We start from the raw sequence: 24140 nt of genomic DNA, 5'->3' as shown, positions 1-24140 counted from the left end.
TCCTTTCTCTCTTATCGTCCCGAATAACTGTGAACAAATTCTGTTAATTTCTTCAGCCTGTCTGGACTGATTTCCGGTGTAACACCATGTCCAAGGTTAAAAATATGACTTGGATGCTGCTTTCCTTCATCAATGATTTGTTTTGTTTTCTCTTCTACGATGCTCCAATCCGATAATAAAAATGCTGGATCAAGGTTCCCCTGGAGTGCCTTTGTTACATCTAACTGTCTAGCCTCGCTAATTGACATACGCCAGTCCAACCCGATTACATCAACAGGAAGATCATTCCATTCTCTGATTAAATGACTCGCTCCCACCCCGAAAATGATTAGCGGTACATTATTTTTCCTTAATTCAAAGAAAATCCGCTCCATAACTGGCTTTATATAATAACGATAATCAGCAACATTTAATGCACCAACCCATGAGTCAAAGATCTGAATTGCCTGTGCTCCTGCTTTTACTTGTGCCTCAACATACGTAATCGTCATATCAGCTAATTTCTCCATTAAGGCAAACCATGCTTTTGAATCACTGTACATCAATGCTTTTGTTTTATGATAGTTCTTTGATGGACCGCCCTCAATCATATAGCTAGCCAGTGTGAAAGGTGCCCCACTGAAACCGATCAGCGGCACACTTAACTGTTCCTGAGTAAGTATGCGGATTGTTTCCAGTACATAAGGTACATCGCTCTCCGGGTCAATTGATCCTAATTTCTCGACATCTTTTAGTGAAGTAATCGGATTATCAATTACAGGTCCGATTCCTGATTTAATCTCTACATCCACACCTATTGCCGGAAGAGGTGACATAATGTCTTTATACAGAACCGCTGCATCGACATTATACATTTCAACAGGTAATCTCGTTACATATGCACAAAGTTCCGGCTGATGAGTAATTTCAAATAAAGAGTATTTCTTTTTTAATTCCCGATACTCTTTTTGTGACCGTCCAGCCTGGCGCATGTACCATACTGGTGTATAATCCGTTTCTTCTCCTCTAAATGCTTTTAAAATCGTATCATTTAATTTTTTCATTATTTTCACCCTTTTTGTCCATTCCACTCTACTATAGAATGTTTAGCGGTTTCTGTATAGTTTTTTAAAACAATGTTCACTAAATTGTAATTATTATAACTAAAAAACAATTTTAATTAAATTCTTTTTAAAAGTCAAACGATAAAGAGGTGATATTCGAACGTTCTCCTTCTTTATCTGTCAGCCTGTTATATGGCACCACATAGTATTTGCCGCTGTTGAACACATTAGTTTGATCTATGGTGAATTGTCCTTTACCTTCTACCTCACCTATCAATAAATCTTCACCCTCCAGCTGCCGGTAAATACGGTAAATCACCCGTTTATCCTCAGCTGCTGTCCATGACAGTTTCCCCCGGAAAATAGAAAATCCGCCAAGTTTAAATGTGCCGCTAACATCCGTAATGGTTGGCAGCTCAATTGGATTTTCTAGATCAGTTATATCCTCCGGTATCTGAAAATTCTCTTCTAACTGCTTTTGTTTATCAATCTCAGATAAAATGGCTTTCGTTAATTTAGTTGGTGCCTCACTGCCCGTTGATAAGTAATTCTGCTCAGATACTTCTGAAAAGCCGATCCAAGCTGCTGTCACATATTCCGGTGTAAATCCGGCAAACCAGGCATCTTTTATCCCACCGGCAACTAACGGGTGCTCAGTTGACCCTGTTTTTCCCGCCAGTGCACCGGGATATTCCCCTGCCTGTGCTGTACCATTGTCAACAGTTGCTTCAAGCATTCTTAGCATATCCCATGCCACCTGTGGACGAAACACTTGATTTGTTTTGGATTTCACACTGGGCACTTTTTCTCCATGTCTATCCGTAATAGATTGAATACTTCGTGATTCCACCCATTCCCCATTATGAATAAAAGTTCGGTAAGCTTCCGTTACTTGTATTGGAGTAAGCCCATATTCCAGTCCTCCTAATGCGATTGCCAGACCATTATCCTCTAATATAATATTCATTTTCTCTAACATTGACTTACTGTAAGGTATTCCTACTTCATTTAAAGTCCATACAGCTGGTGCATTTTTGGACTTCACAATAGCTTCATACATCGTAGTCTCTCCTGAGAAGACTCCATCTGCATTGTTCACCCTGTAGCCATTATAGTCAATATCCTGATCAGACAAAAAGTCATATGGCTGGAATGCTTGTAATTCCATAGCAGGTCCATAGACAGCTATTGGCTTCATAAGAGATCCCGGCTGCTTAGGGACATGAAGGTGATTGACATTGTTCAGTTCAAACTGTCTGCCTGCAATTAATGCTCTTAAGTATCCGGTATCCTGCTCCATTAAAACAAATGAACCCTCTGCTTCCCCGCTAGCAGATGGAAAGTACTGATCCTGCTGCATGCTTTCATATGCTAATTTCTGCATCATCGGATCCATATATACTTCTACAGTATATCCACCGCGTTTTAAAGCATCCCTTGATAATCCATAAACGGTTTCTATTTCCTCTAATACGTGGGCAAAGTAATCGTCAAGCCATGGATCACTTCTTTCTTCCTGTGACTGCACATTGATAGTTTTTGCCTGCAGGCTTAACATTTCTTCTGTAGAGATTGATCCGAATTCAACCATTTGCTGTAATGCTAAATCCCGCCTCTGTTTTGCTTTTTCAGTATCTATATATGGGGAGTAAGTATTTGGTGCTTTCACCATTGCAGCGAGCAATGCACCTTCTTCAACTGTTAAATCTTCTATATTTTTGTCAAAGAAATAAGTTGCTGCTGTTCCTACGCCGTATATTCCATGAGCAAAATACACTTCATTTAAGTAAAGTTCTAAAATATCCTTCTTGCTGTAATTTCTCTCTAAATAAACAGATGCCATTATTTCTTTCGTTTTTCGCATCCATGTTTTATCATTAACTAAGAAAAGGTTTTTCGCGAGTTGCTGGGTGATGGTACTGCCACCCTCTACTTTGGCCATTGCCAGGATATCACGGTAAACAGCCCTTGCTACAGAAGGGAAGGATATACCAGCATGGTCGTAAAAACGCTGATCTTCCAGTGCGAGGAATGCATCCTCCACATGGTCCGGAATTTGCTCAATCGTCACATAATCCCGATTTTCTGTATATAACTTACCAAGCACAGTCCCGTCTTCTGCTACTACGGTGGAGGCTGTCGGCAGGATGACTGATTTCTCGTCAAAGACAAAACGGCCGCCAAAAATGATGAATAAGTAACCTGCGATTGCTAAAAAAAACATGGAACAGATAATAATGACAATCCATTTAAAACGTTTAATCCACTGGATGCCTTTATTCAGCCATTGTTTATATTGTTCCAAACTATTACACACCTTTCTATGAAAAAAAGCACACTAATTCTATTTTACCATAATTAGTTTGCAAATACTTTAGAAACAGGATGGAGGAATGAAGATAATGAAAGCTTTTATGACCAATGGAACTTACGCATTTTTAGAAAAATTGAAAGATGAGCATAAAATCACTCCGTTTCTTATCATGCATAACGGAGAAAAAGCAATTGCCTACTATGAAAGCAATGGACCATCTATTTTTCAAACAAGCCGTAACTACGAGGTTATTGCAGAAGCAGGAAATTTATCTGAAGAAGGTTATTCGTCCATTTTGCATTTGCCTATCACGTCTGAAGGACGTCCATTATTTGAACACGAATGGAAAGAGAAAGTAACAGATATTGCTCAATTAAGAGGAGTGACTGCAGTGAGGGTGCTGCGTCCGTTCAAAGGAAGAGAGTACATTATTTTTACAGAGTGGACGGACAATGAAGCTTATCAGGCGAACAAAGAATCAGTAGTCATACAAAAGAAAAGTCCATATATGGCAGGTGACAGCTATACAATGACATATAATGTCGGTGAATTGGAAGAAGATTAGTTGAGGTTGAAATGGAAGTATGTTTCTGTAGCTTTAGGCAGCGCATCTTCTATTATACCATCTGGGATAAGAAAAACCGAACTGCTTCGAATAATAGAAATTCGACCAGTTCGGTTTCTTCATTAGCAAAAATTCTTCTGTTCAGCCGGTTTCTTCTATTCTAGTACTTCTGTTTCAAAAAAGTCTTCAAAATCTTGTTGTGGTCGTTCACCATTTATTCGTGCAGACTCTTCACCCGCTTCGTAGTGAACGATTGTTGGAGTTGATTGAATACCGTACTTTTGCCATTGATTTTCAAACTCCAAAAGATTCATTTTCACTAAATCTATCCCGTACTCTTCAGCCATAGGTACAACAACAGGTGATGTTCGTTGACAATGGATACAAGTCGGACTATAGAAATAAACCGTTACATCTTCTCCGTTTTCTAACTTTTCTTCAAGTTCTTCAGGCAAAATTTGATTTTGATACAATGGATCATCCAATTGATCAATTGTTGCCTGTTCCAGTGAAGATTTATTATATGGATTTCCTTCTGATGCTTTCTGGTTCTGATAGTTTACGACAAACCATAGTGCTCCGAAAATTGCTACAAGCACCAGTACAAAGACGATCATCTTTTTCAAATTAAACTCTCCTTTGTTGTACGATTATGACAAGGTGTATAACAAAAATCACGATAAATGCGATAAGTGCCTGAAACGGTATTGTTATAAAACCAAGGAACTCCACGTAAATTCCATTACATGGAACCAGTCCACAAGCATTACCGGCTGATGCCATGCTCGGCACTTGCTGTATGAGATAATGATAGGTGGATACACCGATGCCGATACCACTCATGATAAGGCCGGGAAATGCATAACGAATATCCTTTTTATAAATTGCATAACCGTAAATTAATACAAGTGGATACATTAATATTCTTTGATACCAGCATAGTTCACATGGTACATAGCCTTGAACTTCTGAGTAGAACAAGCTGCCTAACATCGCCACAAGGCTCTGGGCCCATGCGATAAACAGTAATGTCTCTTTTTTCTTGTCCATTTATACACCTCTCCTCCACCATTTTATTATACATAGATCGATTGTAAAAACAAACATATGAGACATTAAACTTATATGTTTCACATTTTCGTAAAATTTAAATAAAGGGAGATTTCAAATTAGCAGGCATTCATATTTACGGAGATAACTTCAGACAAAAATAGAGGATGAGACATAACGATCATGTTCCACAAAAAACTCGGATATTAGAAAAAAATTGATGCACATAATAGGGATACTGTGCAATAACCAGAAGTGAGTAACTTTGAAATATTTAGAGTGAAATACCAGCGCTTCGGCCGATCGCTTCGCTTTCACCCAAGGGCATAAGTGCGACATCTACTCAAGCAAAATACGCTTTCGAAGTGTCTTCTTTACCGTGGGCTCGTCTTCAGCTAACTTTGCAAAGAAAAACACTTTGCAAAGTGGATCTTCAGATCTCGCTGTCCCACAGGAGTCTGCGTGGCCGACCTCCGCTTTGGTGTTATTCCACAATATTTGTGACAAAAAAACTGTTTGAATCACCCAGTGAAGATGTTGGGTATCCTGTATTGAGTGAACATACGTTAAAATAAAAATTCCCATGAACAATTCAAGCATAGAATGTTCATGGGTAGCGTAGTCCGATTGCGGAGACTCCTATGGGAACAGGACGAGCTGAAGATCCACTTGGTGAAGTGGGTTTCTTCACCAAGTTAGCTGAAGCCGTCCCCATGGTAAAGAAGACACTGCGAAAGCGCATTTTGCTTGAGTAGATGTCGCACTTATGCCCTTGGGTGAAAGCGAAGCAATCGGCCGAAGCGCTGGTATTTCACTCTAAATATTTCAAAGTTACTCTCTTCTGATTATTGCACATTATCCATATTATGTGTATTAAAAATGGAAAATAGAGTTCTGTGGAATGAATTCTATACACATAATTCATCTTATCGTTCGGATTTTATTATAACTAATATGCTTTTGTCCCAGACTCCTCTTATCCTACATACTGATGATAAATCTTTTTCGCCTCCACGATATCTTTCGTACCATGGATAAAAGTACGGCCATCTTTAAAGATAACGATCCGGTAGTTTTCTAGTTCGAATGAAAGAAGGAAAGGGTTTTTCAATAAAGTGATCTGCGGATTCCGTTTAATATGGCCTGCCAATTGCTCCAGATCCATTTCTCCTCGATGTTTCGCTCTAATCTGGACAGTATTTCTTCCACACAAAACGGCTGTTTTCATTTGTGCGTCAAATGCCAAATATGGATACTCTTCCTTCACACAGGAAGGACACTGATCATCTTTCAATCGACTGACTTCTATCTCCATCCGTTCATTTTTCCATAAATCAAACCCGATTAACTTCCCGGATAATGCTTCAGGATGGTTAGTTAAAATTTTAAGTGCTTCTGTCATTTGGTGTGCAACAACCATTTGTACAGTCGGGCTGATGATTCCTACAGTGTCACATGTGGCACCGTCGTTCGGTATATGATCAAGCAAGCAGTGAAAACATGGCGTTACACCGGGGATAACAGTAAAAGTAACACCATAGCTTGCTACACATCCTCCATAGATCCACGGTTTTTTATGCTTTTGAGCGATATCATTTATGATTAATCGTGTATCAAAGTTATCTGTCGCATCAATAATCAGATCAACTTGCGGAACAATCTCTTCCAGTTCCTCTGCTCCTGCATCTTTTATTAATGGCTCGATGATAATACTCGAATTCACCTCTCTAAGCCTTTGTTTCGCTGCAATAGCTTTTGGAGTTTTCTGTTTCACATCATTTTCTGTAAACAGTTGCTGTCGCTGCAGATTACTTGCTTCCACATAATCACGGTCAATTAATGTTAATTTCCCTACCCCTGCCCTTGCAAGCATTTCCGCACTGCTTGATCCAAGAGCCCCGACTCCGATAATCAACACATGACTATTCTCTACCCTAGCCTGCCCTTTATTTCCGATTGGTTCAAATAATATTTGTCTATGGTAACGATTATTCAACAACACTAATCCCTTCCTTAGGACTGCTTGCTGCAGCATACTGCTTCCTTCCAATTCGTCCAGCTTCATACCCCAGTCTTCCTGCTTCAATTGCCAGCTTCATCGCTTCTGCCATTTTCACCGGATCCTTTGCACCGGAAACTGCTGTATTCAATAGCACGCCATCTGCCCCTAATTCCATAGCATAGGCAGCATCACAAGGAGAACCGATTCCTGCATCAACTATAACTGGCACATCTGCCTGTTCAATAATAAATTTTAAGTTTAATGGATTAATAATTCCCTGTCCGGAACCAATCGGGGAGGCACCTGGCATAATTGCATGGGCCCCCAGCTCCTCCAGCTTCCTTGCCAATACGACGTCATCAGAGGTATATGGCAATACGGTGAATCCTTCTTCCAGTAACATTTCCGTAGCTCTTAATGTTTCGACAGGGTCTGGTAATAGCGTTTTATCACAGCCAATTACCTCCACCTTGATCATGTCACACAAGCCTGATGCATCTGCTAACTTAGCAATACGGACAGCTTCTTCCGCATTTTTCGCACCTGCAGTATTTGGAAGAAAGCGGTATTTCTGCAGATCAATTTTTTCCAGAAAATTTGGCTGCACCGGATCAAATATATTCATTCTTCTAACAGCAAATGTTAATACCTCCGTCTCTGACACCTCTACTGCCTGCTTCTGTACATCAAAGTCCGGGTATTTTCCTGTACCTAACAATAACCTTGAATGAAATTGAAAATCACCAATTTTTAACATCATTATCCTCCTCCAACAAAATGTACAATTTCTAATTGATCTCCATCTGTCACTGCTGTCACTGAATGCTCCTGCTTCTTTAAAATCGATTGATTGTGTTCTACTATCAGTGATTTATCAGTCAAGCCAAGTACAGTGATCAGCTCTTCAATATTCTTTACATCCTCGTTTAATTCCAGGTCTTCTCCATTAATAATCAGTTTCATCTATACACATCCTTCATACCAATGCATGTTTTTTTCTATCGAGAGCAAAACCTGTTACATATTTTTTGTCAGCTTTCCCTTCCAGCAAATCCGCCATCATAATACCGGTTAGTGGTGATAACAGGATGCCATTACGGTAATGGCCTGTTGCAGCATATATCCCCTGCTTGCCCGGAACTTTTCCTATATAAGGAAACCCATCAGCCGTTTGGGGACGAATTCCTGCCCAGAAATGCTCCAGTTGTGCATATTCTAGAGCAGGGAGAATTTGCTGAGCTCTTGTCAACAAATGATGTACACCTTTCACCCGCACTCTTTTATCAGTCATACCTGGCAGCGATGTAGCTCCTATGATAATTCGACCATCAAATTTTGGCACAAGGTAACAACCATCAGCGTAAATGGTACTCTCGATCAATGGCTGATCCGGTCTGACAGAGACACATTCTCCTTTAACAGGAGTAATTGACACATCGACAGGCAGCCATTTTGAATCACTTCCTGTTGCAATCACAAGCTGATCACAATAAAAAAGAGAATCGGTTGTTTTCACACCATTCAAACCATTTTTCTGTTCTAGTAATTCAGTAACTGGAGTATTTTCCAACAATACTGCTCCATTTTCCTGAGCTCCTTTGGCAAAGGCTTTGGTGAGCAACGGTGCAGATACCTGGCCATCATCCGGTAAAAAAAGACCACCCAGAAAATCACCTGCTAATTCTCTTTCTTTTAGCGAAACAGCCTTTTGAGACAGAATAATAGCTGATTCACCAGCAGATCTTTGAAAATTTGCGATTTCCCTTAATTTAATCAATTGCTGTTCTGTTGAGGCTAATTTCATAACTCCTTTTTGAATGAACCCTGTATCTATTCCGCTTACTTCCTTCAGCTCTTTCGATAACTCAGGAAAAAGGGCTCGACTTTCTCTTGCAAACTGAAAAAGAATACTATCTGAAGAAAACTCAAGCTGTGCCCCCAGCATGCCTGCTGCTGCACTGGATGCTCCGCTGCCTATTGCATCACCTTCAATAAGAAGTACTCTGTACCCTCTCTTGCTTAATTGATATGCGACCGAACATCCAATCACTCCACCTCCAACCACAATCTGATCATAGTGACCGTTCATGATGTTCCTCCTCCCATTGATTGAACCTGTCATAATATTCCTTTGCTATGTATTCAGGAACGGAAGCTTCCCAAATGGCAGAGATCATTGCAATTCCTTTCGCACCTGATTCAAGAACCTCCTCCACATGATCTGGTTTAATGCCGCCAACAGCAATAACTGGTATAGAAATCGATTTTGCTAATTTATGTAAAGCAGAAATACCTCTTGGGGGCAACCCCTGCTTTGATTGGCTTCTGTATATATGTCCAAATAAAACAAAATCTGATCCATCACTTTCTGCTGTCATCGCTTCTTTCACTGTATGAACGGATTTGCCGATCTTCAAATCAGGAAACTGGCTTCTTACAAGTGTTACAGGTAGGCTGTGATAGGCAAGTTGAACTCCACCACATTTTTTCAATACCGCTATATCCACCCTGTCATTAATAATTACTTTCGATAACGGGACACCGAGCATTTGGATGAATTCAACCATCTCTAACAGCTCAGCAGCTGTTTTTGTCTTTTCTCTCAAGTGAATAAAATGAAAGTAGTTATGGATATTTGCCAGTTTCTTTAGATCCTCATTTGTCGATATACCATTAGTAATTAGGTGAATTCCTCTCATTCTAGCAACCCGCTTTCCATTCATATGTAATGAAAACACAAAAAGCCACCCTTCCAGCAAAGAAGAGTGGCTTTAGAATGAATTAAGTAAACATACACTTATTCCACCACTTCCCTCCGCTGGTGTTAACCAGATCAGGTTCAAAGGGTCCGAAAACATTCGTCTCAGCCGGTAAAGGCTCCCCTAGTGTTCAATCAAGTATTTAATTTGATATTATCGCTTACACATGTAAAGAATAACATAAATTTGAAATTACGCCAATATTTAATTAAAGGAAATGTTTATTTTTTTGAGAATAAGGGTAGACATATAGTGGAAGATCATTAGGAAAGGATGTTATCACTTATGGCAAAAGACCAGGAAAAATTACAAGAATTATTAGATGGATTAAATGAAGATTTAGCAAACGAATATGCTGCGGCTATAATGTATACTTACCATGCATCGGTGGTTTCAGGACTGTACCGCTCGCTGTTAAAGCCGTTTTTCGAAGATGAAATTAATGACGAAATCGGACATGCCTTATATTTGTCTGACAAGATTAAAACATTAGGTGGTACCCCTACAACTACTCCTGCAAAAGTAGAACAGCTAACTGATGTAAAAGACATGTTAGAGGCTACTTTAAAAGCGGAAACAGAAACAATTGAAAGATATGAAAAACGCAAAAAGCAAGCTGAGGAATTAGGTTTCACTGAGCTTGTTGTAAAACTGGAAGATATGATCGCAGATGAAACTCACCATAAAGAAGAAACAGCACGGCTGCTTGCAGATAAATCATTTTCCAATTAATTCATTAACCCCCTCTCTTTAAAATATATAAGATAGAGACAGGCTCCCGTTTTCGGGAGTCTGTTTTGTTTCGTGATTATGTTATAATTACAGATAAAGAGGAGGGAAAACAATGCTTCACAATTTGTTTGAAGAAGTCGAGAATCATTACAATGAAATGATTGAGATTAGGAGACATTTACATCAAAATCCAGAGCTTTCCTTCCAGGAGCAAAAAACAGCTCAGTTTATTCAGGAGTATTATAAAAAATTAGGCATTCCATATCAGTCGAATGTTGGCGGAAATGGTGTTGTGGCCAAACTTCAAGGTGACAAGCCTGGTAAAACGATCGCACTACGAGCTGATTTTGATGCTCTACCAATAGAAGACGAAAAAGATGTTCCTTACCGGTCAAGAAATCGTGGGGTGATGCATGCATGTGCCCATGATGGCCATACGGCGACATTATTAATTGTTGCAAAAGTGTTCCATACATACAGAGAACAACTTTCCGGAAACATTTTATTTATTCACCAACATGCAGAAGAAGTTGCACCAGGGGGCGCTCAACCAATGATAGCGGATGGTATTCTTGAAGGGGTGGATTATGTTTACGGAACGCACCTTTGGACAAACACTCCGTATGGTGTCATCCAGACTGCCCCTGGGAACTTTATGGCAGCCGCAGATAAATTCACGATACATATAAAAGGAAAAGGCGGTCACGGAGGGATCCCCCATCAGACAAAGGATCCAATCTTAATTGGTTCTCAATTGATTTCTAGCCTGCAACATATATCGAGCAGAAAAATAGATCCACTGGCAACCGCTGTTTTGTCAATTGGCAAGTTCCATGCTGGCAATGCCTATAATGTTATTCCCGATTCTGCAGTCATAGAAGGAACAGTGAGAACGTTCAATCCTGAATTACAGCAATGTATAATAGCGGAAATGGAAAAGATTATTAAAGGGACGTGTCACGGCTATGGTGCTGATTATTCATTTGATTATCAGAAAGGCTATCGTCCTGTTGTCAATCACTCCACACACGCAGAGTTAATTATTAAATCAGCAGAAAAGGTGAAGGAAGTAGAAAAAGCAGAAATGATTTCCCCGAGTATGACAGGTGAAGATTTTGCTTACTATTTAGAAGAAAGACCTGGCGCATTCTTCTTTACAGGTGCACAGAAGGAAAATCAGTTTGTCCCACACCACCATCCATTGTTCGATTTCGATGAAAGAGCAATGAAAATTGCTGCCAAGACATTAATCAGTACGGTCATCAATGCTAATCAACTCAGCCTGTAATAATAGACAAAATTATTGACTCAAAATAAATTGCGAAAGGCCATTCAATATACGCATTGAATGGCCTTGATAATTTCACTTAGAAATAAAGCGGAACAATCGGCCGAAGCGGTCATTGGGTAGAATTTAAAGGGTATGTCCCCTCTGTCTACTTTTTCTATATCTCTCCTGTTACGTTTTTTTCCCACTAATTTTTGCACTCACATATCTAGGTACAAACAAAAATGTGAAGGTAACCGCTGCAATTACCATTAATCCTCCAGTTATATAGCTTTCTATTATTAACAGAAAGACTGCAAACAGCAGCATCTGAACAAACATTAACTGTTGCAGCCATTTTATAAAGGACTCTTGCCGCACGTTGTTTGCAACAGGGTATAGATCCAGCCATATGATTGTCGTATGGTGTTTCCATAATGGCATTAACTGAATAAATGTCATGTAACTAAACAAAATAGCAAAAATAAGCTTCAGCCATACATTAGGGACAAATAGAATAAGCAATGCTCCTATTACCAGCAAACGTAAATATATCCCGAAATACTCACCACTTCTTGCAGTTGTCAATCGATATAAATAAGTGTAGCTGCTGTTTTGTTGAAATGGTATGGCACCAGTTAATACTCTGGCAATCACTGCCCGTTTCTTTACAGACGTTTCTAAATGGGGAACATCGGTAAACATGTTTGCTAACCTGTAAAAGGAACGCATTCTTACATAATCCCGCTCAATCAGTACTTCCCAATTTATCGCCTTTTGTCTTTTTGACAGACTGAAATTATAAATAAGTAATCCAATCAACATAACGGTCACCATTAGCAGTAGTATCAGTTCCTGTTTGATGAAAAAGTAGATAATTGCGCTTATCAGAAAGTAACGTACAATCACGTCAACTGCCCTCATAGAAGAATCACGGACTTTCAACATCCACCAGTTAGCAACAAGGCTCCATCCCTTTATAATAAGAAGCACCAGGAAAAGTAAGCCATAAGTTTTCCCTTCATATACGGTTAAATAAAGGGGTGCTAATGCTGCATAAACAAACAGGAATAAGTAAATCTGTGTAATATAGCTGTATATAAGTGTACGTCTGAAGTACCCTTTCAATCGGTACTCTGCCGGAATAAGGAAAACAATATCAGCTTTCTTGAGCATTGTCTGAATAGGACTATGTGTTGCTACTAATCCTAAAAGAAGGGAAATAATGAGTGCTACAGGAAACGTAGCAGGTAATTGTTCCAGCCATTTCTGATAATATACAGCTAAAGCCGAAAAAATAAAGAACATAGCGATGGCTAGGTGTCCTGTCAGGATATATTTTAGATAACGATTCAATTCTTTCATATGGGATTTTAAACGTTCTGTAAACAGCGTATGTGGATTAAGCATAACTATCTGCTTCCTTTGTCAATTGGATATACAGATCATCCAGGGTTGCCTCAGGTTGTCCGAATTCCTGTCTCAGTTCAGTTAGTGTCCCTTTTGCTCTGATACTACCTTCATGCAGAATAACAAACCTGTCACAGTAACGTTCAGCAGTTGCCAGAATATGTGTAGACATTAGAACACCTGCTCCATTTTCTTTCATTTGATTCATCCACTGTAAGTATGACTGAATCCCGAGCGGGTCCAAACCGACAAAAGGCTCATCTACAATATACAATGACGGCTCTACAAGAAATGCTGCCATAATCATTACTTTTTGTCTCATCCCTTTGGAAAAATGAATGGGAAATGCTTTTAATTTCTTTTCCAGACGGAATTCTTTTAATAGTGGGGCGACACGTGACTGAAAGGTTTCTTCCGTTAACCCATAAGCCATAGCAGTTAGACGCAGATGTTCTTCCAATGTTAATTCATCATATAGAACAGGCATTTCAGGAATGTAGCTAAATTGGGCGCGATAGCTTTCCTCTGCCTGATCAAAAGTTTTCCCATTGATAGATACAGTTCCTTTCTTTGGCTGCATCAGACCTATTACATGTTTAATTGTTGTACTTTTCCCTGCGCCATTTAATCCAATTAAACCAACTATTTCACCAGGGAATACCTCAAAAGAGATTCCGTGAAGTACATTACGATGGGTATATCCCCCTTCTAAGTTATCAATATGTAATAATGGTTCCATCCCACTCTTCCTTCCTGTCTCTTTCCACTAATTAGTGTCATTTTTTAAATCTTAACATTTTAAGTTGGAGTTGCCAAAAAATAATCTGAATTCCTACGCTTAGTAACACATTGTTGCGCTTCGATTCAAATATTTATACAATAGATTTATACACTGTAAAGAACGAAAAAAAACATTGTAAAGGAGCATGTCCAATGACAGTACATAATGATTGCATTTTTTGTAAAATTATCGCAGGAGATATTCCTTCAGCGAAAGTGTATGAAGATGATCACGTTTATGCATTTCTTGACATAAGCCAGATTACTAAAGGACATACATTAATCATTTCCAAAACACATTCAAAAGATATTTATGAAACAGACGATGAAACTGCAGCCAAACTATTTAGCAGAGTTCCAAAGATAGCGAGAGCTCTAAAAGAGTCATTTCAGCCCAACGGCATAAATATACTGAATAATAATGAAGCGCCGGCAGGTCAATCTGTTTTTCATCTGCATCTCCACATTATACCGCGTTACGGTAAAGAAGATGGATTTGGCACAAAATGGATTACACACGAAAAGGAATATTCTTCAAACGACTTAGCAGAAATTGCCGGATCAATAAATAAACAAATTCGCTAGGCCTAATAAAAGTAGTTTTATTCCATGGAAAAAAGTGAATAATATGTTATAAAAGGGAGTGTTTCATATGATTAATGCAAAATCACTATTATTTGGAATTGTTGTTGGTGGAGCAATAAGTGCAACTGCGACGTTATTAAACGCGCCTAAGCCTGGCAGAGAATTTCGCTATGATGTAAAACATAAAGGCGATGAGGCGATTCAGGCGTTTAAACACTTTAAAGAAGATGGTGTTGAATTAAAAGACCAAATTGCAAAAACTTCTAAAGAAGGTGCAGCTTTAATCAAGGACCTGTCAGCAGATGTGAAACAATCAATCGAATCATGGAAGCAAACTGTGGAACCACACCAGAAAAATATTCAAAAGTATTTAAATCAAATTGAAAAAAGCTTGAAAGAATTAGAGGAAAAAACAAAGAAGCAAACTGAAGAAGCCTGATCAGCTATTCAAAGAACGACTGAAGCTAGTCGTTCTTTTTGTATTTAAAATGAATTTTTATGAATTCTTCCACTAACTCTATGTACATTCCTTCTTCCCTTAATGCAAGCATCGTTCGCTCGGGATCCAGTTTTTCACATAGCCCACCGGCAAAGCGCACTAGTAACGCTTCAAAATTCAGGTACCCTTCTTCTTTCCATTCAAAGAAAGTACGTTCCAGTTCATCTAATAATTTGAGCAGCATCTGATATTCTGTTTCTGATACTCCTGACTCCACTAATAAGCGCACTAATGGATGTGTATCAATATCACTAATAGAAAGTAACAAATGAATATGAAATTGCTGTTTCTTTAACTCCCTCTCCATCTCCATATAATGAAAGACAACCTTTCTATTATTTTAAAATATATGCTACTCTTCTTTATTTATACTCTTTATTTATAGTATTAGTCAAGATTTTGAAAAGAGATCGCTTTCATTTTATTTTTTCTGAAAAACCTATTGATTTTTATTATAAATCATACTATAGTCATGAAGGGCTTCTAAATGAAGCATATTCTACACTGAAAATAATAACTAACATTGTGATAACAGAGGTGATTCCATGAATTGTTGGGATTCTATAAACGTGAAAAAAAAGCTCGGTATTACCCGATTAATTATACTATCATTTATTTTTGGATTATTGTCATTTATAACTTTATATTTACCATTTACCTTTATTCATCCGGAAGCAGCAATTCAGGATAATGGATTTCTACCAATAATAGCTGGTTTAGCATTGTTGCCGTTGCTGCACAAAACGCTCCATGTAATTCCGTTAAAATGTGCTGATACGGGGTTGAAATTATCTTGGTCTTTTGTGCTCAACTTAATTCCAAACTTTAAAGTTTGTTCAAATACGAAAACCTCGAAACCAATTTTGCTTTTTGCATTATTATCACCGACTCTATTTATTACTATTCCGTGTATTATTGCGGGATATATGTATTCAGGCTATTATCCTTATTTTCTATTATTTGGTGCGGTTAATTTAAGCCTTTCATATGTGGATTTTATTTATGTCAGACATGTATGGAAAGCACCAAAAAAATGCATTATATCAAACGATGACCAAGGCTACGACATTTTAATCCAGCGCTAAAGACAAGGGACTCATTTCCTTGTCTTTTCTTGTTGTTAAAACAAAAACCAATGAGACATACTGTTCAAAACTTCTTTTTTTTGTTAAAGTAATACATGAATATAAGGAGGTAGATTCATGCTTTTGGTGTTTGTAGTTTTTTCAATTTTTGTTTTATTTATTTTTAACTCTTTAACTTATAGATTGTGTATGCAGACAGAGATGGGCGAAGAAAAGCAGCCGAATGTATTCAGAACCATCAATGTCCTTATAACAATATTATTAATATCTTCTTATGTTGAAGTAATTTATACGTAATGAAAATATGTAAAAAAAGAGGAATATCTTATTTAGCTGTTTTTTTTCTCTAAAAGTATGTTATATTATTGCAAGAGTAAAAAAATAGCATTAGCAAATAGTAGGAGTGTATGTAGATGAAAAAATTATTAATGACAGTAACAGTTGCAGCAAGTATTGCAGCACTTTCCGCATGTTCTTCAGATGAGTCTGAAACTGTAGTGGAAACAGGTTCTGGTAACATTACGAAAGAAGCTCTTTATGAAGAATTGTTGGAAGCAAATGGTGGACCGGTAATTCAGGATATGGTTATTAATACCATCCTAGAAGATAAATATGAAGTGTCAGACGCAGAAGTTGAAGCAGAAATTGAAACATATAAGTCTCAGTACGGTGAACAGTGGGAAATGATTCTTCAAAGCAGCGGTTATGCAGATGAAGATGACTTTAAAGAAGATTTAAAAAGAAACATTCTTCAGGAAAAGGCGATAACTGAAGACATTGAAGTTACGGAAGAAGAAATCAATAAACATTATGAAAGAATGCAAACAGAATTAGTTGCAAGCCATATCCTTGTAGCAGATGAAGAAACAGCAAATGAAGTACTTGATAAATTGAATGCTGGCGAAGATTTTGCAACATTGGCTCAGGAATATTCCACAGATACAGGCAGTGCAGCAAACGGCGGTGATCTTGGACAATTTGGACCTGGTAAAATGGTAGCTGAGTTTGAAGATGCAGCATATGCGCTGGAAATCGATGAAATTAGTGAACCTGTTCAGACACAACACGGTTATCACATTATTAAGGTAACAGATCGTGTGGAAGTGGAAGATGTAAAACCATTGGAAGATATAAAAGATCAAATCAGAAGACAGATTGCTATGACTAAAGTAGATAACACTACAATTCAAACGAAAATGCAGGATTTAATTGACAATGCAGAAATTGATGTGAAGATCGAACAATATAGTGACTTATTTGCACCAGCTGAAAGTGCAACAGAACAGGAAGCTGGTGAAGATACAGCAGAAGAGCCAACGGAAGAGAGTGGCACAGAAGAATCTGCAGATACAGAAGAAAATGCTCAAACAGAAGAACCTGCTGATACAGAAGAGAATGCAGGAGCAGACGAGTCTACAGAAGAATAAACCATTCCCTATCTCTTGTTTACAGGAGATAGGGTTTTTCATTAAAGGAGTGAAAAAATGGCAAACCATACTTATTTTTATGAAATGATCCCTGTTGAATATTCTTTAACAGATCAGCAAAAAAAAGATATTCTCACTACATACTCTCCACCATCACTGCCAACATCTGAACCTGCATTTAACTTACAATCAGCAACAAGAGGGATGTCTGTTAAAATTCGGGTCCTGCTAAATGACTTTGAGATAAAGCAAACAAAAACCAATAAATCATTTTTAAAAATCACCTTTAGTAATCAGGCAGGAAATATCCCTGCTAAAATGTGGGACAATAATAACTCAGTGGAAATGACTGTACCTTTGCTCGAGAAGTCAGGTGTATTTGATATACAGGGGCAGGTGGATGAATACAATGGATTTAAGAGCTTAACAGTGTCCAGTATTTCACCATGCAGTGAAGAGATAGACCCCTTTCAACTACTTGCATATACGAGGCAGGACCTTGATGAGCTCACATGTGAATTATTTGCGTATATTTATGATCTGAAACAGCCCTATCAATCTATTGCGCTTAATGCGATGGAGAGACTGTGGGACAGCTTTAAATTAAGTCCTGCTGCAAAAGGGTATCATCATAACTATCTTGGGGGCCTGTTAAAACATACAATCGGTCTTATGCGATTCTGCAGGTTTATTACTGTAATAGAAGAAAATCCTTTTCAGGCAGTAATCAAACTGATTCACAAAGTAGAAACTCAATATAAACAGGAAATCTGGGAATCTCTTAAACAGGATCAATCTGCAAATGGATTTGTGTGGAAAGGCACCATTGATCATTTGTATAGTATGTTACATGGTATGTCTGAATACAAATATGAATCAATAAATTATGATGCCCTAATGACAAGCATACTCTTCCATGACATCGGCAAATTACTTGAATATGATTATGCAGGCCGGAGTATGGAGGTATTCCACTACCTGTATCCTACTGCCCAATTTGAGGAGCCTGACAGGAAACAATCCGGGATTGCAATGGATCCGATTGGTCTAATGGTTGGACATATCCCTTATGGTGTTTTACTCTTAAATAAAGTGATTGAGGATCATCAGATTTCAATCAGCATGGAGGCAATTCATCTTATGTCACACTGTATTCTCTGTCATCACGGTTTACCGGAATGGGGAAGTGCTGTAAGAAAACCGCTGAATTTAGAAGGATATATTATCCATATTGTTGACTATTTAGATAGTCGTTATGAAAATACAGAAAAAGATGAGGAAAAGTAAAGGAGTCTGGAGAAATTGAACTGGCAATTCTGGAACAGAATAAGTACAGAGGACTGGATAAACATAGCAATTTCATTAGGAATCGTCCTCTTATTCTTAATCTTAAGAAAATTATTTACGAAGTATGTTTTCTATTTAATCGTGAAACTAACAAAAATGGCAAAGTCCGAATTTTTAAATCAGATTGTAGAAGCCTTTGAACGTCCTTTAAGATGGATTTTCATATTAATCGGTTTGTATGTAGCGATTGATTTTTTTCCATATATCGAGCAGAATAATCCATTACTGCTGAGCCTGATTAGGGTAGGATATATTATTGTCGTAACTTGGGGATTATTTAACTTATCTTCAAACAGCTCTATTTTATTTATGAAGCTGAATTCCCACACCAATATCGAAATTGACCGGATACTGATCCCCTTTCTGTCAAAAGCGATCCGGGTAATTATTATTGCGATTAGTATAAGTATCATTGCACAGGAATTTGATTATGATGTAGGAACATTTGTTGCAGGTCTTGGTATTGGCGGTTTAGCATTTGCCCTTGCAGCACAGGAAGTAATTAAAAACCTTTTTGGTGGTGTGGTGATTATTACAGAGAAGCCATTTTCAATCGGGAATTGGATTCAAACACCCAGTATTGAGGGGATTGTGGAAGATATAAACTTTCGCAGTACGATCATCCGAACATTCTCAGATGCCCTTATTACCATTCCCAACTCCACTTTATCGAATGAGCCAATAACAAATTGGAGTGAAATGGGAAAACGGCAGATTAGTTTCAATTTAAGGGTAGAATACAGTACACCTAAAGATAAACTGGAGTCTGTGACCAACAAGATCAGGGATTATCTGCAAAATCATCCCGAGGTTCATCCAGACACCATCTTCGTACATTTTACGGACTATAACAGCAGCAGTTTAGATATTATGCTCTATTTCTTTACCTCCACTACGGTGTGGGCAGAATACTTACGCATTAAGGAAGAGATCAATTTTAAAATTTTAGATATCCTTGCAGAGGAAGGTGTATCTGTTGCCTTTCCATCCCGTACCGTTTATATGGATGATGCGAATAAGCAAGCATCAAGTAACACATCCCTGAATGAGGAATAGTGTAAGACTTATGATGCGATAATCATAAAGAGACTGGGCAATTCTTTTGTCCCAGTCTCTTTCTTTATAGTACCAATGCCGTTTCTGAAGGCGCATTTGTCGTAAAATAAACTACTTGATGTTCTTTACATATTTCCTCAAGCAGCTGCACCATTAATTCTTTCCTTTCCGTGTCAAAATGTACAAAACCATCGTCAATTAGAAAGGGCAATTTAACTTTTGTTGAAACGACTTTGCTTAATGCGAAGCGCAATGATATATATAATTGGTCTTTCGTCCCTTGTGAAAGCTCTTCAACGGTATAAATCATTCCATCAGTGTCCCTTACCTTAATCCACTCATCAGGACCTGGTACAAAAATCTCTTTATACTTTCTTTTCGTTAATTTGGCGAAATACTCACTAGCATATTGAAATATTTTAGGAATATAATCCGCATAATATTTAGCTTTTGCTTTCGCTATTTTCTCTGCAGCTATCTGATTTACCGCCCATTCTTTTGCAAGTTGACTGACTTGTTCTTTCAACTGGTCATAACGGTGCTTCAGAAGGGAAGCATCTTCTTTTGATTCAAGCACTTGCAGGGATGCTCTTATATCACTTAATTTCTGTCTGTTTGCAGCCAATGTTTCTTTTTGCATCACAATTTGTTTGTCTAATTGCTGAAGTTCTTGTTTCAAGGTAATATCATCTTCATATTTTCCTTCTGCAAACAACGCTAGTTCCCTTTCATCAAATAAGACAGATAAGCTGTCTTTTATCTCATTTCTTCTTTTCTCTAACTGCTGCTTCTCTTCCACGTTTTTCCCATTCGCAAAAAATGCCTCTTCATCTGCGACATTTGCCTGTTTGAAAAGATGATCCATCTCAAGCAAATAAGGTTTTTGCTTCTCCATATTAGACTGGATATCGAGGTTGATTTTTTCTATCTGCTGTTCTAATTGCTGGATGGTGTCCTCTCTTTTTTGATTTTCATCTATTAATGTATAATAATCATGTTCACCTGTTTCTTTTTCATTTAGTTCATTTTCAATCTCTTCCAGGGTTTGTCTTTCAGAAAGGAGACGTTCCCTCTTTTGATTCAAATGGACCCATTGCTCTTTTAATGTAACTAACTGTTGGAACAGCTTTGGCCAGTAAGTAATTTGAATGGTTTGTAAAAAAGGATATTCTCTTATTTGGTCTCTTATCTTTTGTTTCAATTGCTGGAGTCTTACCTCTGCAAAATGATATCTTTCCTCTATCTTTAACTGTTCCATTGTCTGCTTTTTCCTGTTAGACTCTAATTGGCTAAGTCTTTCCTTAATCACCTGCTGATCTTCGATTATCCTTTTCCTGTCCTCCAGCTCTTTTTCGGTTAGATTAAAATGAGGCGCCCGCTTCGGCTTAAACCACTTTTCCGTTATACTGCTAATAAGTTTTAAACCGGCAAATGGCAAAGCCGCCAGAAAAACAATCACACCAGCCCATGGTGACCGGACTTGCCAATATAAATAAATAGTGAGACCTGTCCCTGCCATTAATAACAAAAAAGAGAGTTTGCTCCATTTCTTTAATTGCCCAGACAGTTTTTGATAATCTCGCATTTGGTTTTGCTTTTCTACATATCTATTTGATAACTCTATATCCTGTTTGTATTCAGTCAAAGTCGTGTCGTCAAGTCGTCTTTTACTTTCTTGTTCAATACTTTCTTCTAACTCCATTAAGATACGTTCATTTGTTTGAATATCCTGTTCTATATACTGCTTTTCCATTTGTAACTGTTCCTGCTGTTTCGCTAATCCTGACCATAATTCTTCTAAATGAAACGGCAAAGGAAGGTCAGCTAATTGATTACTTGACAAAGAAACTCCCAATTGCTGCAGGTTTGATTTCAGCTCCTCTTCAGCCTTTTTCACTTCTTTTTCCAATTGTTCAACAATTGGCACATGCTTAGCAGCTTCCCTTGATAGTTTCGCACATTCCTTCAGATCGTTTAGTTTCTCCTCTGCTAACAATTCTTCCCTGACTTGTTCCGCTTGCTCTATTAATTCCTGTTTTGTCCGCTGAAGCACTTTTTCTTCACTTTGAATTGGTAACAGTTCCTCTTTCAATTTACTATATCTTGATAACCCGTTTACAGGGAAGACCTCTGGTGCTTGCAGTCTCTTTAACTGCTGATTGATAAGAAAATAAGACTCTATCATTTGATATTGTGTTCGTTTTTTTTCATAGTGTTGATATTCATCTTGCAGTACGGTTAGTTTTGTTTCTGCTTCCTTTATGTAATTCTCCAACTCTTCCATATCTTCTAATTTATTCAGATAGGTTGCTTCTTCCCGCTTTGCTTCCGCTAGCTTCTCTTTCAAGTCTTTAAGCTGATCAAATAAATGATTGATTACAGGTTTTTTCCCATAAGGCTTAAATAATTCAGCCCTTTGTTTATCAAGTTGCTTTTCGGTATAATATATGCGATCAGATCCTGTCATTCCAATTGCCAGTAATACTTCATTTAGAGCTTCATTATTTAACTGCTGAATCTTTTGCAATTCCATTGCATCGAATGTATAAATTGCCTCATAGTGAGTTCGGTCAATACCTCTCCATTTTTCCTTCAGCCATTCTTCTTCTTTTATCTCTCCATTTGCGAGAAAAATCTTTGCATTCCCTTTGCTTTTACCATGAATCCGTTCCACTGTTATATTTTCCTCTACAATCCCGGAAATAGTAATTCTCCCGCCGATCTGTACACCATGCTTAGGGATATAAGCTTCGAGTTTTCTGGATGTATGCCCAAACAAAACAAACAAAATAAATTGTCTTAACGTGGACTTACCTGCTTCATTTACTCCAACAATATACTGAAAAGATGAGGAGGTGAAAGAAAATTTCCGGTTTAGCCATTTTCCAAAACCATAAATATGAACATGTTCTATTTTCATTCGTTATCCCCCATGCTATGCAATAAGTAAAAAGCCTCGTCTTTCGCTAAGGAGAGCAATTCTTCCTGTTCCTCTAAATCGAGAGGATCTAACCACTTTCTACCATCAACATGGTGCCAGAGCGGTGACAGAATTTCTTCTATATCTGCTGTTTGATGGAAGGTTGTCTGGAGCTGCCGCAAAAACTGTTCTCCACCTTGCCATTCACCTTTCTTTTTTGTTTCTATTACTTTGATTCCAATTACTTGGATCCAATTAGTCTGATCAGCGTATTGTTCATTCCATAATGTTATCATGTCATTCAGATGTCCTTCTTTTTGCCACTTTATCACTTTATCTGTTGCCCCATAAAAATTAAGCTCTATCAGAACTTTATCAAGCTTCTGTAACACCTTGTGAAAATATCGTTCGATTTCATTCACTGCATCTGTGATGTCTGTCCATTTGGAAGCATCAACAGATAATTTGTGAAACTGAATTTGGTCTAATCGGCAAAACTGGATCACAGGATCCTCAGATTCAGATAAGACTACATGATAGCAGCCTTTATCACCAGTTTCTTTTATAGATCTGGCTTGTGTGTTTCCCGGATACACAATCAAAGGATTAGATGACAATACTTCACGTTTATGGATATGACCAAGTGCCCAATAATGAAAGTCTAACTGTTTTAATTCATTTAATTGGAACGGAGCATAATTGGCATGATCAGAATTCATATTACCTGCTGTCCCATGGAGACAGGCAATATGAAACAGACCGTCATCCTCTCGTTTAAATTGCGGGACCATATTTGTCTCTACTGCCCTGTTGTTATAACTAAACCCGTAAATTTTAGCTAATCTTTGATCATTCTTTAAATAATCCATAACTTCTACCTGTTCTTTTTCATAGATGAATACATTATCTGGATAATTACGTGGAAATGTTTGACTTTTGATATGATCATGATTACCGAATGACAGAAAAACCTGAATCCCATGATCTTTTAACCGTCGAAAGCCCCGTACCACAGTCATATGGGCTTTCATTGACTGATCTTCCCTGTCAAATAAATCTCCTACGATTAATATGAAGTCTACTTTCTTTTCAATCGCCAGCTCGATCAGTTGTTCAAATGCTTCAAACGTACTATTTCTAACCTGATCTATGATTTGATCTGTTAGATGGCTCATTCCTTTAAAAGGACTGTCTAAATGAATATCCGCACAATGAATAAATGAAATCTTTTGTTCCAACCGTTTCACCGCCTTTCTTCCATTCTATCAAAAGCAAAATAAGAATGCACGTTCGATTATA

At 37.9% G+C, this 24140-nt stretch carries 24 protein-coding genes and 1 riboswitch; of the genes, 10 read left to right on the top strand and 14 right to left on the bottom strand.

Features of this window, described 5'->3' with window-relative positions; all coding sequences use genetic code 11:
* Nucleotides 1–11 precede the first annotated feature (11 nt).
* Both hemE and BMW36_RS11625 read right to left on the bottom strand, forming a co-directional pair.
* Nucleotides 12–1043: a uroporphyrinogen decarboxylase gene (hemE, locus tag BMW36_RS11630; RefSeq protein ID WP_089741269.1), complete on the bottom strand. Its 1032-nt coding sequence runs from the start codon at nucleotides 1041–1043 to the stop codon at nucleotides 12–14.
* A 127-nt stretch (nucleotides 1044–1170) separates the two neighbouring features.
* Nucleotides 1171–3348 carry a transglycosylase domain-containing protein gene (locus BMW36_RS11625; protein WP_245711665.1) on the bottom strand — a complete coding sequence of 726 codons (2178 nt, stop codon included), beginning with the start codon at nucleotides 3346–3348 and terminating at the stop codon, nucleotides 1171–1173.
* 97 nt (nucleotides 3349–3445) lie between these two features.
* On the opposite strand from BMW36_RS11625, the gene BMW36_RS11620 reads away from it, so the two are divergent.
* Nucleotides 3446–3922: a hypothetical protein gene (locus tag BMW36_RS11620; protein ID WP_089741267.1), complete on the top strand. Its 477-nt coding sequence runs from the start codon at nucleotides 3446–3448 to the stop codon at nucleotides 3920–3922.
* 155 nt (nucleotides 3923–4077) lie between these two features.
* On the opposite strand, the gene BMW36_RS11615 is transcribed toward BMW36_RS11620, so the two are convergent.
* From BMW36_RS11615 to BMW36_RS11580, 7 genes are all read right to left on the bottom strand, one after another.
* Nucleotides 4078–4548, bottom strand: a complete 471-nt coding sequence (locus BMW36_RS11615; protein ID WP_245711664.1) for a thioredoxin family protein — start codon at nucleotides 4546–4548, stop codon at nucleotides 4078–4080.
* Nucleotide 4549: 1 nt separating this feature from the next.
* Nucleotides 4550–4972 (bottom strand): disulfide oxidoreductase, encoded by a 423-nt coding sequence (locus tag BMW36_RS11610; protein WP_089741266.1) that lies wholly within the window; start codon nucleotides 4970–4972, stop codon nucleotides 4550–4552.
* A 976-nt stretch (nucleotides 4973–5948) separates the two neighbouring features.
* Nucleotides 5949–6968: a MoeB/ThiF family adenylyltransferase gene (locus tag BMW36_RS11600; protein ID WP_089741401.1), complete on the bottom strand. Its 1020-nt coding sequence runs from the start codon at nucleotides 6966–6968 to the stop codon at nucleotides 5949–5951.
* Nucleotides 6961–7731: a thiazole synthase gene (locus BMW36_RS11595; RefSeq protein ID WP_089741262.1), complete on the bottom strand. Its 771-nt coding sequence runs from the start codon at nucleotides 7729–7731 to the stop codon at nucleotides 6961–6963. The genes BMW36_RS11600 and BMW36_RS11595 overlap by 8 nt, the downstream gene beginning before the upstream one ends.
* A gap of 2 nt (nucleotides 7732–7733) precedes the next feature.
* Nucleotides 7734–7937, bottom strand: coding sequence for a sulfur carrier protein ThiS (gene thiS / locus BMW36_RS11590; RefSeq protein WP_089741259.1), 204 nt, complete (start codon nucleotides 7935–7937; stop codon nucleotides 7734–7736).
* A gap of 13 nt (nucleotides 7938–7950) precedes the next feature.
* Nucleotides 7951–9063, bottom strand: a complete 1113-nt coding sequence (gene thiO / locus BMW36_RS11585; RefSeq protein ID WP_089741257.1) for a glycine oxidase ThiO — start codon at nucleotides 9061–9063, stop codon at nucleotides 7951–7953.
* On the bottom strand, nucleotides 9047–9712 hold the full coding sequence (locus tag BMW36_RS11580) for a thiamine phosphate synthase (RefSeq protein ID WP_089741255.1): 666 nt from the start codon (nucleotides 9710–9712) through the stop codon (nucleotides 9047–9049). Before BMW36_RS11580 ends, thiO begins: the two co-directional genes overlap by 17 nt.
* A 55-nt stretch (nucleotides 9713–9767) precedes the next feature.
* Nucleotides 9768–9868, bottom strand: a riboswitch (TPP riboswitch).
* A 150-nt stretch (nucleotides 9869–10018) separates the two neighbouring features.
* Between BMW36_RS11580 and BMW36_RS11575 the strand changes: the two genes are divergently transcribed.
* Both BMW36_RS11575 and BMW36_RS11570 read left to right on the top strand, forming a co-directional pair.
* Complete coding sequence (locus BMW36_RS11575; protein WP_089741254.1) at nucleotides 10019–10465, top strand: ferritin-like domain-containing protein; 447 nt, start codon at nucleotides 10019–10021, stop codon at nucleotides 10463–10465.
* 112 nt (nucleotides 10466–10577) lie between these two features.
* A complete protein-coding gene (locus BMW36_RS11570) occupies nucleotides 10578–11753 on the top strand; it encodes an amidohydrolase (protein ID WP_089741252.1) in 1176 nt (391 codons plus the stop codon).
* Between the two features lie 171 nt (nucleotides 11754–11924).
* Here BMW36_RS11570 and BMW36_RS11565 read toward each other — a convergent pair whose 3' ends face one another.
* Together BMW36_RS11565 and BMW36_RS11560 are read right to left on the bottom strand one after the other, a co-directional pair.
* Nucleotides 11925–13142 (bottom strand): ABC transporter permease, encoded by a 1218-nt coding sequence (locus tag BMW36_RS11565; protein ID WP_089741250.1) that lies wholly within the window; start codon nucleotides 13140–13142, stop codon nucleotides 11925–11927.
* Nucleotides 13135–13881 carry an ABC transporter ATP-binding protein gene (locus tag BMW36_RS11560; RefSeq protein WP_089741248.1) on the bottom strand — a complete coding sequence of 249 codons (747 nt, stop codon included), beginning with the start codon at nucleotides 13879–13881 and terminating at the stop codon, nucleotides 13135–13137. Before BMW36_RS11560 ends, BMW36_RS11565 begins: the two co-directional genes overlap by 8 nt.
* A 194-nt stretch (nucleotides 13882–14075) precedes the next feature.
* Here BMW36_RS11560 and BMW36_RS11555 point away from each other — a divergent pair, with 194 nt between their 5' ends.
* Nucleotides 14076–14507, top strand: a complete 432-nt coding sequence (locus BMW36_RS11555) for an HIT family protein (protein ID WP_089741246.1) — start codon at nucleotides 14076–14078, stop codon at nucleotides 14505–14507.
* 67 nt (nucleotides 14508–14574) lie between these two features.
* Nucleotides 14575–14946 carry a YtxH domain-containing protein gene (locus BMW36_RS11550; RefSeq protein ID WP_089741244.1) on the top strand — a complete coding sequence of 124 codons (372 nt, stop codon included), beginning with the start codon at nucleotides 14575–14577 and terminating at the stop codon, nucleotides 14944–14946.
* 25 nt (nucleotides 14947–14971) lie between these two features.
* Here the strand turns inward: BMW36_RS11550 and BMW36_RS11545 are convergent, their stop codons facing one another.
* A complete protein-coding gene (locus tag BMW36_RS11545; RefSeq protein WP_089741242.1) occupies nucleotides 14972–15319 on the bottom strand; it encodes a DUF1878 family protein in 348 nt (115 codons plus the stop codon).
* A gap of 256 nt (nucleotides 15320–15575) precedes the next feature.
* Here BMW36_RS11545 and BMW36_RS11540 point away from each other — a divergent pair, with 256 nt between their 5' ends.
* The 5 genes from BMW36_RS11540 (at nucleotide 15576) to BMW36_RS11520 (ending at nucleotide 19921) form a co-directional block, all read left to right on the top strand.
* The gene (locus BMW36_RS11540; protein WP_245711663.1) at nucleotides 15576–16091 is read left to right on the top strand and encodes a DUF3267 domain-containing protein; all 516 of its coding nucleotides are present in this window, start codon (nucleotides 15576–15578) and stop codon (nucleotides 16089–16091) included.
* A 117-nt stretch (nucleotides 16092–16208) separates the two neighbouring features.
* Nucleotides 16209–16388, top strand: a complete 180-nt coding sequence (locus BMW36_RS20580; RefSeq protein ID WP_089741238.1) for a hypothetical protein — start codon at nucleotides 16209–16211, stop codon at nucleotides 16386–16388.
* A 116-nt stretch (nucleotides 16389–16504) separates the two neighbouring features.
* Complete coding sequence (locus BMW36_RS11530; protein WP_089741236.1) at nucleotides 16505–17518, top strand: peptidylprolyl isomerase; 1014 nt, start codon at nucleotides 16505–16507, stop codon at nucleotides 17516–17518.
* A 57-nt stretch (nucleotides 17519–17575) separates the two neighbouring features.
* Entirely contained in the window at nucleotides 17576–18805 is a 1230-nt protein-coding gene (locus BMW36_RS11525) for an HD domain-containing protein (protein ID WP_089741234.1), read from the top strand.
* A gap of 15 nt (nucleotides 18806–18820) precedes the next feature.
* The gene (locus tag BMW36_RS11520) at nucleotides 18821–19921 is read left to right on the top strand and encodes a mechanosensitive ion channel family protein (RefSeq protein WP_089741233.1); all 1101 of its coding nucleotides are present in this window, start codon (nucleotides 18821–18823) and stop codon (nucleotides 19919–19921) included.
* 64 nt (nucleotides 19922–19985) lie between these two features.
* Here the strand turns inward: BMW36_RS11520 and BMW36_RS11515 are convergent, their stop codons facing one another.
* Both BMW36_RS11515 and BMW36_RS11510 read right to left on the bottom strand, forming a co-directional pair.
* Nucleotides 19986–22841 (bottom strand): ATP-binding protein, encoded by a 2856-nt coding sequence (locus BMW36_RS11515; protein ID WP_089741231.1) that lies wholly within the window; start codon nucleotides 22839–22841, stop codon nucleotides 19986–19988.
* Entirely contained in the window at nucleotides 22838–24079 is a 1242-nt protein-coding gene (locus BMW36_RS11510; protein WP_175480438.1) for a metallophosphoesterase family protein, read from the bottom strand. The genes BMW36_RS11515 and BMW36_RS11510 overlap by 4 nt, the downstream gene beginning before the upstream one ends.
* Between the last annotated feature and the right edge of the window lie 61 nt (nucleotides 24080–24140).

Source organism: Gracilibacillus ureilyticus (genome assembly GCF_900111195.1).
GTDB lineage: Bacteria > Bacillota > Bacilli > Bacillales > Amphibacillaceae > Gracilibacillus > Gracilibacillus ureilyticus.
This window is presented reverse-complemented; position numbering and strand designations above follow the sequence as displayed.